Genomic DNA, 16,381 nt, shown 5'->3' on the forward strand with positions numbered 1-16,381 from the left:
GGCCGGTGAGATCGCGACGGCCGTGTTCCTTCACCGCGAGGATGGCGTGGCGCAACGGGCCCCGATAGCGTCCGGCCGCCCACACCGCGACCCCGACGTCGACCCGTGGTCGCAGTTCGACCGGAGCGTCGGCGACGTGCCGGGCGCAGCGCGCACACCAGTCGGTGTCGGCGGCCCCGCATCCGGCACAGGTGCGGGGCAGGACGAGGTCGGCGCCGGCGGCCGCGATCGCCCTCGGCACCCGGGACATGCGGTGTGCGGGCATGACGGCGAGTGTGCCCGGGCCCCGGTGACCGCGGCGCCGATCCCGGGGACCTCTGTGGAGATCTGGGGACCGACGGGGAACTGTGGACAGGCGGTGCACCGGGGACCCGCGGGGAATCGCCGGACCGATGGTGCTCACCGGGGACGGGCGGCGGACAGGGGTCGGGCAGCCGGCGCGAGGGGCCAGATGGCCTGGTGGCGCGGGCCTTTTGTCCCGATCTGCGAAACGTGGTGCGACCCGCTGCGTCGAATCATGGCCGAACGGCGAACATCCGACTACGGTCGTGGGTACTGGAGGTAGCTGGTCATCGCGGACCGCTCGCAGGAGCGGCCCACGCCGGGAGGTGAAGCCACTGAACATGAGTGCCGGTCGTCGACCGGCATTGCCACGGTTCCTGTGTCCGAGTTCATCCGCGGTTTGTGTCGGAAATCCCGAATCTCGTTGAGCGCCAATAACTTTCAATCCTCTGGTCGCGCTCGGATCGGTTTCCCCGTGACTCCCGGAGTCGGATCCGTCGACACACTTTCCAGGAGGTAGTTGAATGTCATCTGTCATGCACCGCAAGGGCCAACGCGAATCACGTATCGCCGCGGTCGACGACTACGACGCCGCGTCGGCCTTCGTGCTGCCGCCCGGCACCGTCGAGTCGGAGGAACCTGCCGAACCGAACGCCACCGTCGTGTTCAAGGGCCGCAACGTCGAGATCCCAGAGCATTACCGCGTCTACGTCGGCGACAAGCTCGCCCGTCTCGAGCGGTATGACCCATCGATCTTCCGATTCGACGTCGAGCTCTACCACGAACGAAATCGTCGGCAGTCCAAGGTGTGTCAACAGGTGGAACTCACCGCGACCGGCAAGGGGCCGGTCGTGCGTGCCCAGGCATGTGGCGACAACTTCTACGCCGCGCTCGAGTCGGCGCTCGACAAGATCGAGTCGCGACTTCGCCGGGCGAAGGACCGCCGTCGCGTCCATCACGGAAACCGGCGCCCCCAGTCGGTCGCCGAGGCCACCGAGGTCGGTGCACCGCCGCTGCAGGACAACCAGCTCGGCGTCGACGGACCGCCGGCCACCTTCGCCGAACCGGCCTGGGACGATGGCGTCGCCGATCGCGAACCCGGTCGGGTGGTGCGCATCAAGGAACACCAGGCGGCACCGATGTCGGTGGACGAGGCGCTCTACGAGATGGAACTCGTCGGGCACGACTTCTTCCTCTTCCACGACAAGGAATCCGACCGACCGTCGGTGGTCTATCGCCGCCACGCGTTCGACTACGGCCTGATCCGACTCGCGTGAGCCCCGCGGTGCCGGCGCCGGTGACCCCGGCGCCGCCACCGGCGGGTCCTCACCCGGGTGCGAACTGCCGCTCCTCCGACGACGTCGGTACCATGAACGATGGCCTGTGCACCAGTTGTGGAGGCCGCCATCGAGGGAGGCCCCAGTCTCCGACGTCGACAACAGTGAGGAACTCGATCCACGGTGCTGAACAAGCTTCTGCGCATCGGCGAAGGCCGCATGGTCAAGCGACTCGATGCGATCGCATCCCACGTCGAATCGCTGTCCGACGAGATCGAGGCGCTCTCCGATGACGAACTGAGGGCCAAGACCGACGAGTTCCGGACCCGGTACGCCGACGGGGAGACACTCGACGAACTGCTTCCCGAGGCCTTCGCCGTCGCCCGTGAGGCGGCCTGGCGAGTGCTCGACCAGAAGCACTTCCACGTGCAGATCATGGGCGGCGCGGCCCTGCACTACGGCAACATCGCCGAGATGAAGACCGGTGAGGGCAAGACCCTGACCTGTGTGCTGCCCGCCTACCTCAACGCCATCTCCGGCGACGGCGTGCACGTGGTCACCGTCAACGACTACCTGGCCAAGCGCGACGCCGAGTGGATGGGTCGCGTGCACCGCTTCCTGGGCCTCGACACCGCGGTCATCCTGACCGGGATGTCCCCGGACCAGCGCCGGGCCGCCTACGCCGCCGACATCACCTACGGAACGAACAACGAGTTCGGCTTCGACTACCTGCGCGACAACATGGCGCACGCACTCACCGAGCTCGTCCAGCGCGGTCACAATTTCGCCATCGTCGACGAGGTCGACTCGATCCTGATCGACGAGGCCCGTACCCCGCTGATCATCTCCGGTCCGGCCGAGTCGTCGAGCAAGTGGTACGTCGAGTTCGCGCGGATCGCCCCGCTGCTCGAGCGTGACGTGCACTACGAGGTCGACATCAAGAAGAAGACGATCGGCGTGCACGAGGCCGGCGTCGAGTTCGTCGAGGACCAGCTCGGCATCGACAACCTCTACGAGGCCGCCAACTCGCCGCTGGTCAGCTACCTGAACAATGCGATCAAGGTCAAAGAACTCTTCCAGCGCGACAAGGATTACATCGTCCGCAACGGTGAGGTCCTCATCGTCGACGAGTTCACCGGCCGTGTGCTCGACGGCCGTCGCTTCAACGAGGGCCTACACCAGGCCATCGAGGCCAAGGAACGCGTCGAGATCAAGGCCGAGAACCAGACCCTCGCCACGATCACGCTGCAGAACTACTTCCGCATGTACGACAAGCTCAGCGGCATGACCGGAACCGCCGAGACCGAGGCCGCCGAGTTCGACCAGATCTACAAGCTCGGGGTGCTGCCGATCCCGACCAACCGGCCGATGCTCCGCAAGGACCAGACCGACCTCATCTACAAGACCGAGGAGGCCAAGTTCGCCGCGGTCGTCGACGACGTCACCGAACGTCACGAGGCCGGCCAGCCGGTGCTGATCGGTACCACCAGCGTCGAGCGGTCGGAGTACCTGTCCCGGCAGCTCGCCAAGCGCGACATCCCGCACACCGTGCTGAACGCCAAGTTCCACGAGCAGGAGGCGCAGATCATCGCCGAGGCCGGCCGGATCGGCGCGGTCACCGTGGCCACCAACATGGCCGGTCGTGGTACCGACGTGGTGCTCGGCGGCAACCCCGACATCATCGCCGACACGCGGCTGCGCAAGGCCGGACTCGACCCGGTGTCGACCCCCGACGAGTACGAGGCGGCGTGGGACGAGGCGATCGAGACCGCCCGCTCCGAGGCATCCGACCAGGCCGAGAAGGTCCGTGAGGCCGGTGGCCTGTACGTGCTCGGTACCGAGCGTCACGAGTCGCGCCGGATCGACAACCAGCTGCGCGGTCGTTCCGGCCGTCAGGGCGATCCGGGCGAGTCGCGTTTCTACCTGTCGCTCGGTGACGAGCTCATGCGGCGTTTCAACGGTGCCGCACTCGAGGTCATCATGAACCGCGTCAACCTGCCCGACGACGTGCCGATCGAGGCGAAGATGGTCACCAAGGCCATCCGCAGTGCGCAGACCCAGGTGGAGCAGCAGAACTTCGAGGTCCGTAAGAACGTCCTCAAGTACGACGAGGTCATGAACGAGCAGCGCAAGGTGATCTACGCCGAGCGCCGCACGATTCTCGAGGGCACCGACCACCGTGAGCAGGTCCTCGAGATGGTCGCCGAGGTCGTCGGCGCCTATGTCGAGGGGGCAACCTCCGAGGGCTATGCCGAGGACTGGGATCTCGACGAACTGTGGAGTGCCCTGAAGTCGCTGTACCCGATCACCCTCGACCCCCGGGAAGTGGTCGGCGAGAACGAGTTCGGTGAGCGCGACGACATGTCCGCCGAGGAGCTCAAGGTCCTGCTGATCGCCGATGCACAGGCCGCCTACACCGCCCGCGAGGACGAGATCACCGCGGTGGCCGGCGAGGGTGCGATGCGCCAGCTCGAGCGCACCATCCTGCTCAGCGTCCTCGACCGCAAGTGGCGCGATCACCTCTACGAGATGGACTACCTCCGTGAGGGCATCCACCTGCGGTCGATGGCCCAGCGTGATCCGGTGGTGGAGTACCAGCGCGAGGGCTACGACATGTTCACCGGCATGCTCGAGGGTCTGAAGGAAGAAAGCCTGCAGTTCCTGTTCAACGTGCAGGTGCAGACCGAGTCCGCGCCGGTCCCGGCACCGGCCGCGGCCACCGACCGCAATCCGGCTCCGGCGCTCGCCGGGGCGGCAGCCGCCACCAACGGGGCCCAGCAGGCGCCGGCGGCACTGCGCGCGGTCGGAATCGACGACTCGGAGTCCGACGAGGCCGCACTCAGCTTCTCCGGCCCCGACGAGGGCGGCGGGACCGTGGTGCACTCGGAGGACGAGGAACTCGACGACCCGGCGGTCACCTCCGCGAACCGCCGCGAGCGTCGTGCCGCCGCGCGGGCCGGTACCCGAACCGGGCCGAAGCCGCCCAAGGCCAAGAAGAAGCGCAACTGAGCGAAGTGGTGTCCGGCAACGGGCACCACTTTTTTCTCGGGGCACCACTGTCCTCTCGGGCACCATGACGGGCCGTTGCCTGCGGTAACGGTGGGCTCTCGCGTGGACGCCGCCGGGCCGCGAAACTTTTTTCGTGGGAAGTGGAACCGCGGCGGCCCCCGCTGCGTCTGATTTCCATGTCGCTCGATACCCAGCAGCAGGTCCCGTCCCGTTCCCGCATCCGGATCGTCGCCGCGCCGGTGTACGAGCCGGCACCGGCCGTCACCGCCTCGGTGGTGGTCACCGTGCCCCCGACCGCGGTGACCACAGCCGCATCCGGGCCCAGATCGTCACCGCCGTCGCGTGTTCCGCAGACGCCGCGACGTCCCGCGGCGATACCCGCGGCGACCGTTGCGGCACACCGCTTCGCGCAGGCGACGGTGACCGCCCTGTTCGAGATCCTCGATCACCGCCGCCCGCTCGCACATGTCGGTGCCCTGGTGTCGGCGTCGCTCCTCGAGCGGGTCGAGGCGCTCGTCGGTGCCGATCTCGCCCGCACGGGCGGGGAGGGCCAGACCGGTGCCGCCCGGGTACGGCGTGTGCACGTGCAGATGTGCGGGCCTGCGGCCGCCGAGGTCTTCGGCACGTACTCCCGGGGTCGTCGGGTACGTGCCTTCGCCGCCCGGATCGAGCGGGTGCCGTGCCGTGTCCGTGACGACGCGGCCGGGGCGGGCCCGGCCGCATCGCGGTATCGGAGTACGGCATTCAAGACCGAATACCGTTGGCGGCTCGTTGTTTTCGAACTGGCCTGAGCCGGTGCCGGCACCGGCACCGGCGCCGTTCAGTCCAGTCCGGCGCCGGAGGGCGAGACCAGGATCTTCACCGCCGTCTCGTTGCGGTGCAGCAGGGTGTCGAAGCCCTCGTCGAGGAGTTGGTCGAGACCGATGCGACCGGTGATGAAGGGGGAGAGATCCACCTTGCCCTCCTCGACCAGTGCGATGGTCGCCGGATGGCTGTTGACGTAGGCGATCGTCCCGCGCATGTCGATCTCCTTGAGCACCAGCTTCTGCATCTCCACGCTGCCCGGATGTCCCCAGATCGACACCACCACCAGCACGCCGGTGGGCTTGAGCGCGTCGAACAGGGTGTCCAGTGCCGGCTGCACCGAGGTGCACTCGAATCCGACGTCGGCACCGCGACCGCCGGTGAGTTCGGTGACCCGGGCGACGGCGTCCTCGCTGCTCGGATCGATCACATGGTCGGCGACCTTCGACTCGAGCGCCTTGGCACGGCGCAGCGGCGACGGCTCGCTGAGGATCGTGGTGATCCCCTCGGCCTTGCACACGGCGGCGGTCAGCAGACCGATCGGTCCGGCACCGGTGATCAATGCGACGTCGCCGGCGCCGGCACCACTGCGTTCGACCGCGTGATAGCCCACCGACAGCGGTTCGATCAGCGCGGCCTGGTCGAGCGGGATGGACTTCGAGATGGCATGGACCCAGCGCCGTTTCACGGCGATCTTCTCGCCGAGGCCGCCACCGCAACCGCCGAGGCCGATGAAGTTCATGTCGTGGGAGAGGTGGTAGTCGTGGCTGTCCGGGCCGGTGTCGACGTCGTCGCCGACGATGTAGGGCTCCACCACCACGTGGTCACCGACGGTGAGGTCGTCGACGCCCTCGCCGACCGCGTACACCACGCCGGACATCTCGTGTCCCAGGGTGACCGGTGCGCTCTCACCGCTGAGCGGCTGCGGATGTCCCGACGGCGGGATGAAGATCGGGCCGTCGGCGTACTCGTGCAGGTCGGTGCCGCAGATGCCGCACCAGGCGACGTCGATGCCCACCGTGCCGGGGGCCACCTCGGGCTCGGGGATGTCCTCGATCCGGATGTCGCCACGGTCGTAGTAGCGTGCTGCGCGCATGTTGTTGCTCCGTTCGGTGTCGGGCGGGGTTCCCTGAGTCAAGGTTTCGGGGGGTGTGTCGGTCAACGGTTGCCGACGGTTGCAACCGGCCGGTGCCCTAGGATCGGCAAGGTGGTCAACCGGTTGTCGCCACGCGAGGCGATGTACTACTTCCTGGACCCCTCGGGGGCCACGAGTCATCTCGGCGCGCTGCTCGTGTTCGGTCCCGACCGCCGTTCCCGCTCGGGCCGGTCATCGACCGCCCGCGGGGGTGGTGCGCCGAAGTCCGAGCCCGTGTCCGGCCCGGACTATCCGGCGCTGGTGTCGCTGGTCGAGAACCGGCTACAGCTCGCGCCCCGCTATCGGCAGGTGGTGCGGTCGGTCTCGCTGGGACTGGCGCGTCCGGTGTGGGTCGACGACCCCGACTTCGACATCAACTTCCACATCCGGCGCTCCGGGCTGCCGCAGCCCGGGACGATGGCCGCCCTGGCCGACCTGATCTCACGGGTCATGTCGCGGCCCCTGGACCGGTCCCGGCCCCTGTGGGAGATGTATCTCATCGAGGGCCTGCCCGACGGCGGGTTCGCCGTGCTCACCAAGACCCACCGGTGCCTCGTCGACGACTTCTCCGGCCCGGAGATCAGCCAGGTGATCTGCGACGACGGGCCGACGGTGCGTGCGTTCGACGAGGACCTGTGGATGCCGCGCCACCTGCCCGGGTCGACGGCCCTGGTGATCGGGGCGATCGCCGAGGCCGTCTCCCGGCCCGGCGAGTTCGTCGAGTCGATGGTCACCGGCAACGGGGTCGTCGGGACCGCACGGTCGATGATCGGCAGCGTGGTGCGGCGCGCGGGTGACCTGATCCGCGACGTCACCGACGCCGCACCGGACAGTCCGCTCAACACCCCGGGCAGTTCGTCGCAGATCTTCGCGGTCGCCTCGGTGCCGCGTCGAGGATGCGCGAAGATCGCCGAACACCACGGCTGCACCGTCCACGACGTGGAACTGGCGATCATCACCGGTGTGATCCGGCGCTGGCTGCTGTCCTACGACGTGGCGGCCACCATCACCGACACCGTGCGCGTCGAGATCCCGCTCGCCACCCGCGATCCCGGTGTCGGCCGGCTCGACGACGAGCCCGGCTGGGTCGATGTGGGAGCACCGGGATTCGTCACCGATCTTCCTGTCGGAGAAGACAATCCGACGGTTCGTCTGGCGCAGGTGGCCGGTCTCGCGGATCGCTATGCGCAGTCGGCGCGGCGGGTCACGCCGGGGCCCAGCCCGATCCTCGGTGATCTCGGGATGGTCCCGTTCCCCGAGCTGAGCTCGTGGGCGTTCCGGTCGCTGGGCAACCGTGGGTACAACGTCCCGGTGTCACTGTTCACCGCACCGGTCCCGGACCGATACGTGTTGGGCCGCAAGGTTTCTGAGATCTATCCGGTGCCGGGCCTGATCGCGGGCCATGCCTTGGCGATCGGGGTGGTCGAGTATCGCGGCAGGCTGCGCTTCGGGTTCATCGCCGACCGCGGCGTGATCGGTGACCTACCGGCACTCGCCGACTACGTCGGGGAGGCCTATGACGAACTCGCGGGCGCCGGGTGAGCCGGGTGCGCGCCGGGCGACTAGGGTCGGGACCGGCAGACGCGACGGTCTGGCAGTGGAGAAGGATCGAGGGATGAGGGTCTACTTTCCGGCGACGCTGGCGATGCTGATGGAGTTGGACTCGACCGGCGAGTTCCGGCCGATCGGGGGCACCGGGTTCGCGCTGACCCCGGCCCTGCGGGAGTCCTTCCTCTCGGGAGACGACGAGGAACTCGCCGAGGTCGCGATGCGCGAGGCGGCCCGGGCGTCGTTGCGGCTGCTCGCCGGGGAGGCGCCCGAACCCGCCGACGCCGAGGCCGATGCGGATCTCGCCGCCGATGCCGGGGAGACCAAGCCCGGTGACACGCCCAGACTCCCGCCCCGACGCGCGGTGGTGGCCGCCGATGTCGAGGCCGTCACGCTGCGCCCCGAACTCGACGACGCGGTGGTGAAGGTGGCCGGGCCGATCGCGCGGTCGGCGGTGGCGTCGGTGCACGTCGACGGCGCCGACGCCGAGGCGGCGGTCCGTACCGCGGTCGTCGTCGTGGACGCGGCCGACCTGGGGGACGAGGACGCCGAACTGGCGATCGGCGATGTCGAGGACTTCGACCTCGCCTGGTATGCGACGCAGGAGCTTCCGTTCCTGCTCGAACTGCTCTGAGTTCCCGAACCGCGCTGTACCCGAACTGCCCTGCGCGCCCGAACTGCGATGAGGCCGTTCCGTCTTCGTCGGGCCGGTCCCACCACCGTGCAAGCCGTGCGTGGGTCGACAGCTCGCCACGAAGTGTGGTGGTGATCGCACGCCGGTCGCGGACGGGCGTGGATGTCGCGTAACCTACGGAAGCGTAGGTTGTGTTTTCGGCGCGGTGCGCCGGTGAGTCGGAGGATGGTGTTCGGCGTGGGTTGGCGCGAACGATTTGAGGCACCGGTGTCGGGTATCGCCGCACGTAGCCGCGGCGGTCAGTGGGTCCGCGCCGCGGTGGCCCGCGTGACCACCCCGTTGCTGCCCGACGACTATCTGCACCTGGCCAATCCGCTGTGGTCGGCCCGTGAGCTGCGGGGTCGGATCGTGTCGGTGGTGGCCGAGACCGACGATTCGGCGACCATCCGGATCCGCCCGGGCTGGGGGTTCTCCCTCGACTACGCCCCCGGCCAGTACATCGGCATCGGCGTACTCGTCGACGGCCGCTGGACGTGGCGTTCGTACTCGCTGACCTCGGTGCCCGACTCCACGGCCACCGACAAGACCATCGCGATCACGGTCAAGGCGATGCCCGAGGGCTTCCTCTCGTCGCACCTGGTCAACGGCCTGCAGCCGGGCACCATCGTGCGGCTCGCGGCCCCACAGGGCGAGTTCGTGCTACCCGAACCGCTGCCGGAGAAGATCCTGTTCGTGACCGCGGGCAGTGGTATCACCCCGATCATCGCGATGCTGCGCACCATGGCCCACCGTGGGCAGCGCACCGACATCCGGGTGATCCACTCCGCCCCGACCCCCGACGACGTGCTCTTCGCCGACGAGCTCGACCGTCTGGCCGCCGCCGGCTTCGTCGACCTGCACATCCAGCACACCCGCGCCGACGGCAAGGTCACCGCCGACACCCTGCCCGGACTGTGCCCGGACTGGTCGGAGCGCCAGACGTGGGCGTGTGGCCCGTCGGCCTTCCTCGACATGGTGTCGCAGTTCTTCGAGACCGGCGGCCACCCCGAGCTGCTGCACATCGAACGATTCGCGCTCGAACGCGGCGCGGTGGGTGCGCAGGGCGGCACCGTGACCTTCGGTCGCAACGGGCAGAGCGTCGAGGCCGACGGCGCGACCACTCTGCTCGAGGCCGGCGAGAACGCGGGCGTCCTGATGCCGTTCGGCTGCCGGATGGGCATCTGCCAGAGCTGTGTGGTGATGCTCGACAAGGGCTGCGTCCGCGATCTGCGGACCGGGACCGAGCACGTCGAGGGCGAACGGATCCAGACCTGTGTGAGCGCTGCGGCGGGGGACTGCACCCTCGACGTCTGAGGGACATCGCGCCTGCTACCGCCCGGTGGTCGTCGGATCCGGCTAGGCTCGGATCCGACAGCAATCGACCACGGAGGGTTTTCCGCGTGCGATCTGAGGTTCTCGAACTGTCCGAAACGATCACCGTGCCGGCACTGACCGACGGGGTCGTCACACTCCGCAAACACGCCCACCACGACGTCGATCGGATCGTGGGCTATGCGACCGATCCGCTGACCATGCGCTGGGCGCGGATGCCGTCGCCGTACGGCCGCTCCGACGCCGAGCGGTTCATCGTCGGCGCCCTGCGTGGCTGGGACACCGGTCTCGGGATGACCTGGGCCATCGAGTTCGAGGGCCGATTCGTCGGCAGCCTCGCCCTCGAGGGTGCCGGACGGGTCGTCGACGTGGGGTTCGTGCTGCATCCCGATGCCCGTGGCCAGGGGGTCGCGCGGCGCGCGATGCAGCTGGCGATGCGGTATGCCTCCACCGAGCGGGATGTCGAGGTGGTGCGCTGGGAGGCCGCCGAGGGCAATCTGACGAGCCTGCGTGCGGCGCATGCGGCCGGGTTCACCCTCCTCTCGCGCATGCCCGACTGGCTGGAGATGAACAGCAAGGTGGTCGATGCCTGGACCGCCATCTGGCGTGCCGGCGACGGCTTCGAGCCCACGTCCACATGGCGATCGACCTCGTTCGAGACCGATCGGTTCCGGATGCGGCCGCTGGTCGAGGACGACGACGAACGCATCCGGGAGACCCTCGACGACCCGGCGTCGCGGACCTATCTGTTCGGCAGGCCGGATCCGCTGACCGTCGAGCATGCAGGTGCCGAACGCACCCGCAAGTGGTGGACGGCCGCGTGTGGCCAGACCTGTACCTGGGCGGTCGCCGACAAGGAGGACGACCGCTACCTCGCCGACATCTCGTTGTTCAAGATCGACCCCACCACCGGCGCCGAGGCCGGCTTCTACACCCATCCCGAGGCCCGGGGACGCGGGGTGCTGGGGGAGACGTTCCCGGCCGCGGTGCAGCATGCCTTCACCGAGCTGGACATGCGGCGGCTGACCTTGTTCGCCGCGGAATCCAACAAGGGCAGCATCGCCCTGGCCCGCTCGGCGGGGATGCACGAGTTCGGCGTGCAGCCGCTGGCCGCCGACTCCGGCGGCGAGATCGAGGACCTGGTCTGCTTCGAGCTCCTGCGCGACCGGTAGCGGCGCTCTGCGTGATCACCGCGGTCACCCGGCGGCCTGTGGGCGGCTGCTCCGTCACACCCACTGGACAGCCGACGTTACCGTAACTTACGCTATCGTAGGTTACGGTAACGTAGCCGCGGGCCGGACGATACGGATTCGGCCGCGGCATGACGCGGAAGGTCGAGCATGGCGATCAGCGACATCCCCGAGTACGCCCACCTGACAGAGGCCGACGTCGAGGCCCTCGGTGCCGAACTCGATGCGATCCGGGCGGATATCGAGGCTGCTCGCGGTGAACGCGATGCCCGCTACATCCGCAACACCATCCGCTTCCAGCGTGGCCTGGAGCTCGCCGGCCGCGCCATGATCATGGGGTCGCGCAAGCGTTCGCTGTGGTGGGCCGGTGCCGCCTCGCTGGGCGTCGCCAAGATCGTCGAGAACATGGAGCTCGGGCACAACGTGATGCACGGGCAGTGGGACTGGATGAACGATCCCGAGGTGCATTCGACCACCTGGGAATGGGACAACACCGATCCGTCGGCGCACTGGAAGCACACCCACAACTACATTCATCACAAGTACACCAACGTCCTCGGGATGGATGCCGACGTGGGCTACGGCCTGCTGCGCGTCACGCGTGATCAGCGCTGGCAGCCGTTCTACCTCGGGAACATCGCCTACAACACGCTGCTCGCGGTCTTCTTCCAGTGGGGTGTGGCCGCCCAGCATCTCGAGCTGGGCAAGAAGCGTCGCACGCCGGAGCAGAAGGAACAGTTCCGGCGCGACCTGGCCGACGTGGGAACCAAGGTCGGCAAGCAGGTCGGCAAGGACTACGTGGTCTTCCCGGGTCTGGCCGCAGCATTGGCCGCGGCCCTGCCCGGTGGCGATTCCGCTTCTGCGGCAAAGGCATTCGGCAAGGCGGCGTCGGCCGATGCGCTGGCCAACCTGATCCGCAACCTGTGGACCAACGCGGTGATCTTCTGCGGACACTTCCCCGACGGTGCCGAGAAGTTCACCAAGCAGGACGTCGACAGCGAGACCCAGGCCGAGTGGTATCTGCGTCAGATGCTGGGCAGCGCGAACTTCCGCTGCGGACCGGTGCTGGGCTTCATGTCCGGCAACCTCTCGTACCAGATCGAGCACCACATCTTCCCGGATCTGCCGAGCAACCGCCTCGCCGAGATCTCGGTGCGGGTGCGCGCCCTGTGCGAGAAGTACGACCTGCCGTACACGACCGGATCGTTCCCGCTGCAGTACCTCAAGTCGTGGCGGACCATCGCCAAGCTGTCACTGCCGGACAAGTACCTGAAGGCCACCGCCGACGACGCCCCGGAGACCGCCTCGGAGCGGCGATTCAAGCAGGATCTGCCGACCGGTGTGCGCCTGGAGTCGAGTCTCGACCCGATGACCGGACGGCGGCGCGGCCTGCGGTCGGCGATCGGTGCACTTCGGGGCCGTAAGGGCCGACTTGGACGATCGTCCCAGGTCATCGATGCGGCGGCGGCCTGAGGCCGCGTGGCCGACTTCCCGCTCGCGAGGGCATAATGGGTGCCAATGGCGATCACGGACATCTCTGAGTACGCACATCTGACCGACGCGGACATCGAGGCCCTCGGGCACGAACTCGACACCCTGCGTCGGGAGATCGAGGCAGATCGCGGGCCGCGTGACGTCCGCTATCTGCGACGGACGATCGCCGCGCAACGCAGCCTCGAGGTCATCGGCCGCGTCGCGTTGCTGGGCAGCCACCGCCGTCCGCTGTGGTTGCTGGGTACCGCGGCGCTCTCGTTGTCGAAGATCATCGAGAACATGGAGCTCGGGCACAATGTGATGCACGGGCAGTGGGACTGGATGAACGATCCCGAGGTGCATTCGACCACCTGGGAATGGGACATGGTGTGCGCCTCGCCGCACTGGAAGCATTCCCACAACTTCATCCATCACAAGTACACGAACGTCGTCGGCATGGACGACGACGTGGGCTACAAGATCCTGCGTGTCACCCGGGACGAGCCGTGGGAGCCGCGCCGCGCACTGCAGCCGATCTTCAACGTGCTGCTCGCCCTCACCTTCGAGTGGGGGATCGGTCTGCACGATCTCGCGCTCAAGGAGGTCATCAAGGGCGAGAAGCCGATGGAGATCGCGCGGCCGCAGCTCAAGGAGTTCGGCCGCAAGATCGGCAAGCAGGTGACCAAGGACTACCTGCTCTACCCGGCGCTGACCGGTCCGAACTTCCTGCACACCCTCACCGCCAACATGACGGCGAACCTGGTGCGCAACCTGTGGGCCTATGTGGTGATCTTCTGCGGTCACTTCCCCGATGGTGCCGAGAAGTTCACCGTCGACAGCCTCGAGGACGAGACACAGGGGCAGTGGTATCTCCGGCAGATGCTGGGGTCGGCCAACTTCGAGGCGGGCCCGGCGCTGTCCTTCCTGTCGGGCAACCTCTGTTACCAGATCGAGCACCACCTGTATCCGGATCTGCCGAGCAATCGGATGGCCGAGATCGGTGTCCGGGTGCGTGAGTTGTGCGACAAGTACGACCTGCCCTACACCACCGGACCGTTGTGGGTGCAGTACCTCAAGACCCTGCGCACCATCAACAAGCTGGCCCTGCCGGATCGGTTCCTGCACGACACCGCCGACGACGCTCCGGAGACCGCCTCCGAGCGGCGCTTCGCCGGGATGCCGCGGACCAGGGGGCTCAAGACCGCGATCGCCGAGCTGCGCCGCACCCGTCGCGAACGGCGCCGAGCGCGCCGGGACTGACCCCGCGCGTCGGTCCCTCGGCCCCTCACCGGCGGTGAGGGTTGCGGAGGGCCGCGTGGGCGAGGACTCCCTGGACCTGGTGGTGGCGTTCGGTGAAGGCGAACAGCCCCCAGAGCGCCATGCCGGCGATCGCGGTGCCGGCACCCGTCGCGCACACCAGGGTCCAGCCGCCGGTCTGATACGCCCACGCGCCGAAGGCCGATCCCACCACGCCACCGGCGAAGTAAGACACCATGTAGGCCGTGGTCAGGCGTGACCGGGCGGTGTCGTCGAGCGAGTACACCGCCGCCTGGTTGGCGATCTGGACCCCTTGCACGCCGAAGTCGAAGACGACGAGCGCGACGATCAGCACGATCACCTGCCCGCCCCCGAGCCAGAGCAGTCCCCATCCGGCCAGCAGGACGAGCCAGACCCCGTACTGGGTGTGCCGTAGGTACCCGCGGTCGGCGAGGCGGCCGACGCGGGGTGCGGCCAGCGCACCGGCGATCCCGGCCAGGCCGAACAGCCCGATCGCCGCGTCGGAGAAGTGATACGACGACCCGTGTGAACCGGCGAGCAGGAAGGCGATGGCCGTCCAGAGCGAGCTGAACGCGGCCATGTTCAGTCCGCCGAGCAGCATGCGGTGGCGCAGAACGGATTCGGTACGGATGAGCGTGACGATGGAGGCCAGGACCCGCGGATAGGTGGTGCCCGAGGGGCGGCTCACCGCGGTCCGCGGCGCCCGTAGCCAGATGGCGACGGCCATCGCCGCCTGCACGACGGCCGCCACCACCAGGACCGTGCGCCAACCGCCGACCTGAGCGATCAGGCCGGCGAAGACCCGTGACGCGAGGATGCCGATCAGCAATCCGCTCATCACCGTGCCGACCACGGTGCCCCGTTCACCGGGTGCGGCGACGGCAGCGGCCCAGGGGACGACCACCTGTGCTGCCGACGCGGAGACGCCGACCGCGAACACCATGACCATCAGCACCGCGTAGCCGGGTGCGGCGGCGGCAACGGCGAGTCCGGCACAGGAGATGAGCAGCAGGGCGCCCACCAGCCGTCGCCGGTCGACGAAGTCGCCGAGTGGAACCACCAGGGCCAGTCCCACCAGGTATCCGGCCTGGGTGACGGAGATGATCAGGCCTGCGGCGGTGGTGGTGACACCGAGGTCGGCGCCGACCCGATCGAGTAGCGGTTGCAGGTAGTAGAGACAGCCCGCCGAGGAACCGGCGGTCACGGCGAAGAGGAAGACGACCACACGGGTCAACGGTGTACTCGCGGTGGTCGTCGCCACGGGTGATGTCCCGGCGTCGGGAGCCGGCTCGGCCCGTGTGGCGGTTGAAGGTGCGTTCGCATCGCTCATACTCCACATCTTCCGTTGTAGCGGGCATGATGAAAAGCGATGGATTTCGATGTCCATATCTCTTCTGGTGATGATGGTGGAGGGTGGTCTCGTGGAACTGCGTCAGCTCGAGTACTTTCTCGCGTGCTGCGATCACGGCACGTTCACCGCGGCCGCCCGTTCGCTGCATGTCGTGCAGTCGGCGGTGTCGACGTCGATCGCCCGACTCGAGCGGGAGGTGGGTGCCAGACTGTTCGACCGGACCGCCACCAGTCTGGTGCTCACCGAGGCCGGGCAGGCGATCGTCGTACCCGCACGGGCGGCCCTGCGGGCCCGGGCGGAGGTCGGTGATGCGGTCGCGGCCCTGCGCGGCGACATCGCCGGTGAGGTGTCGCTCGGCGCGCTGGTGAACATCGGCGGGGCCATCGACCTCGCCGAGGCGTTCGCTACGGTGCACCGCCGCCATCCGGGGATCGCCATCGTGATGCGGCAGAATCCACGCGGCAGTGAGGGCAACATCCGCGGGATTCGGGACGGCTCACTGGATCTGGCGTTGTTCGGGGGTAACGACGACGACATCCCCGGAGCCACCGTCGAATGGCTCGCCGTGGAGCCGTTGGTGCTGGTCTGTCATCCCGATCACCGTCTGGCGAAGCGAGGTGGCTTCGTGGTCGCCGATCTCGTCGACGAGCGGGTGATCGACTACCCGCCCGGATGGGGGACCCGGGCGGTTGTCGACCGGTATGTGCCACAACGACGTTCGGTGATCGAGGTGGCCGATCAGACATTTGGTACCCAGTTGGCGCGCAAGGGATTCGGGGTGACGTTGGTGCCCGAGAGCGTGGCCCGCGACCAGCCGGAGGTGGCCGTGATGGCGTGTCGCGACCGGGAGATGTCCTGGCACATCGGGATCGCGCACGCGGCCGATCTCACGCCATCGTCGGCGGCGCGGGCCGTCCTCGAGATAGTGCGTTCGGTCGCCGGTCGGGTCGCACGAACGCGGTGACCAGGCAGCGAACGATGGTGCGCACCACCACGAACCAAGATCTCAATAATCAAGCTGCTTTTGCT

At 68.2% G+C, this 16,381-nt stretch carries 12 protein-coding genes and 1 pseudogene; 10 read left to right on the top strand and 3 right to left on the bottom strand.

The genetic code is table 11. From position 1 onward, the window contains the following. Nucleotides 1–265 (bottom strand): annotated as a pseudogene (locus tag GD1_RS21645) (hypothetical protein); the annotation flags it as partial. Between the two features lie 541 nt (nucleotides 266–806). Here GD1_RS21645 and hpf point away from each other — a divergent pair. From hpf to GD1_RS21660, 3 genes are all read left to right on the top strand, one after another. Beyond that, nucleotides 807–1,559, top strand: coding sequence for a ribosome hibernation-promoting factor, HPF/YfiA family (hpf, locus tag GD1_RS21650; protein WP_059039519.1), 753 nt, complete (start codon nucleotides 807–809; stop codon nucleotides 1,557–1,559). A gap of 183 nt (nucleotides 1,560–1,742) precedes the next feature. Further along, nucleotides 1,743–4,568, top strand: coding sequence for a preprotein translocase subunit SecA (gene secA, locus GD1_RS21655; RefSeq protein ID WP_059039520.1), 2,826 nt, complete (start codon nucleotides 1,743–1,745; stop codon nucleotides 4,566–4,568). A gap of 176 nt (nucleotides 4,569–4,744) precedes the next feature. After that, nucleotides 4,745–5,359 carry an Rv3235 family protein gene (locus GD1_RS21660; RefSeq protein ID WP_053778054.1) on the top strand — a complete coding sequence of 205 codons (615 nt, stop codon included), beginning with the start codon at nucleotides 4,745–4,747 and terminating at the stop codon, nucleotides 5,357–5,359. Nucleotides 5,360–5,388: 29 nt separating this feature from the next. On the opposite strand, the gene GD1_RS21665 is transcribed toward GD1_RS21660, so the two are convergent. Then, nucleotides 5,389–6,468, bottom strand: coding sequence for a 2,3-butanediol dehydrogenase (locus GD1_RS21665; RefSeq protein WP_020791761.1), 1,080 nt, complete (start codon nucleotides 6,466–6,468; stop codon nucleotides 5,389–5,391). Between the two features lie 111 nt (nucleotides 6,469–6,579). Between GD1_RS21665 and GD1_RS21670 the strand changes: the two genes are divergently transcribed. From GD1_RS21670 to GD1_RS21695, 6 genes are all read left to right on the top strand, one after another. Then, nucleotides 6,580–8,049 carry a wax ester/triacylglycerol synthase domain-containing protein gene (locus tag GD1_RS21670; RefSeq protein WP_020791762.1) on the top strand — a complete coding sequence of 490 codons (1,470 nt, stop codon included), beginning with the start codon at nucleotides 6,580–6,582 and terminating at the stop codon, nucleotides 8,047–8,049. Between the two features lie 73 nt (nucleotides 8,050–8,122). Beyond that, nucleotides 8,123–8,689 (top strand): DUF6912 family protein, encoded by a 567-nt coding sequence (locus GD1_RS21675; RefSeq protein WP_059039521.1) that lies wholly within the window; start codon nucleotides 8,123–8,125, stop codon nucleotides 8,687–8,689. 225 nt (nucleotides 8,690–8,914) lie between these two features. Then, on the top strand, nucleotides 8,915–10,042 hold the full coding sequence (locus GD1_RS21680) for a ferredoxin reductase (RefSeq protein ID WP_020792404.1): 1,128 nt from the start codon (nucleotides 8,915–8,917) through the stop codon (nucleotides 10,040–10,042). Nucleotides 10,043–10,128: 86 nt separating this feature from the next. Continuing rightward, on the top strand, nucleotides 10,129–11,232 hold the full coding sequence (locus GD1_RS21685; protein WP_059039522.1) for a GNAT family N-acetyltransferase: 1,104 nt from the start codon (nucleotides 10,129–10,131) through the stop codon (nucleotides 11,230–11,232). A 168-nt stretch (nucleotides 11,233–11,400) separates the two neighbouring features. Beyond that, nucleotides 11,401–12,723 carry a fatty acid desaturase family protein gene (locus GD1_RS21690; protein ID WP_059039523.1) on the top strand — a complete coding sequence of 441 codons (1,323 nt, stop codon included), beginning with the start codon at nucleotides 11,401–11,403 and terminating at the stop codon, nucleotides 12,721–12,723. A gap of 45 nt (nucleotides 12,724–12,768) precedes the next feature. Then, nucleotides 12,769–13,983 carry a fatty acid desaturase family protein gene (locus tag GD1_RS21695; RefSeq protein WP_059039524.1) on the top strand — a complete coding sequence of 405 codons (1,215 nt, stop codon included), beginning with the start codon at nucleotides 12,769–12,771 and terminating at the stop codon, nucleotides 13,981–13,983. Nucleotides 13,984–14,008: 25 nt separating this feature from the next. Here GD1_RS21695 and GD1_RS21700 read toward each other — a convergent pair whose 3' ends face one another. Next, nucleotides 14,009–15,262 carry an MFS transporter gene (locus GD1_RS21700; protein ID WP_059039525.1) on the bottom strand — a complete coding sequence of 418 codons (1,254 nt, stop codon included), beginning with the start codon at nucleotides 15,260–15,262 and terminating at the stop codon, nucleotides 14,009–14,011. A 118-nt stretch (nucleotides 15,263–15,380) separates the two neighbouring features. On the opposite strand from GD1_RS21700, the gene GD1_RS21705 reads away from it, so the two are divergent. After that, on the top strand, nucleotides 15,381–16,316 hold the full coding sequence (locus GD1_RS21705) for a LysR family transcriptional regulator (RefSeq protein WP_238403929.1): 936 nt from the start codon (nucleotides 15,381–15,383) through the stop codon (nucleotides 16,314–16,316). Nucleotides 16,317–16,381 lie beyond the last annotated feature (65 nt).

The sequence above is a fragment of the Gordonia desulfuricans NBRC 100010 genome, assembly GCF_001485495.1.
Lineage (GTDB): Bacteria > Actinomycetota > Actinomycetes > Mycobacteriales > Mycobacteriaceae > Gordonia > Gordonia desulfuricans.

Bases quoted from the DNA above. Each gene is read 5' to 3' on its own strand.
- GD1_RS21695 (WP_059039524.1), top strand. From the start codon at position 12,769: ATGGCGATCACGGACATCTCTGAGTACGCACATCTGACCGACGCGGAC.
- GD1_RS21665 (WP_020791761.1), bottom strand. From the start codon at position 6,468: ATGCGCGCAGCACGCTACTACGACCGTGGCGACATCCGGATCGAGGAC.
- GD1_RS21705 (WP_238403929.1), top strand. From the start codon at position 15,381: ATGTCCATATCTCTTCTGGTGATGATGGTGGAGGGTGGTCTCGTGGAA.
- GD1_RS21680 (WP_020792404.1), top strand. From the start codon at position 8,915: ATGGTGTTCGGCGTGGGTTGGCGCGAACGATTTGAGGCACCGGTGTCG.
- GD1_RS21660 (WP_053778054.1), top strand. From the start codon at position 4,745: ATGTCGCTCGATACCCAGCAGCAGGTCCCGTCCCGTTCCCGCATCCGG.
- GD1_RS21690 (WP_059039523.1), top strand. From the start codon at position 11,401: ATGGCGATCAGCGACATCCCCGAGTACGCCCACCTGACAGAGGCCGAC.
- GD1_RS21675 (WP_059039521.1), top strand. From the start codon at position 8,123: ATGAGGGTCTACTTTCCGGCGACGCTGGCGATGCTGATGGAGTTGGAC.
- hpf (WP_059039519.1), top strand. From the start codon at position 807: ATGTCATCTGTCATGCACCGCAAGGGCCAACGCGAATCACGTATCGCC.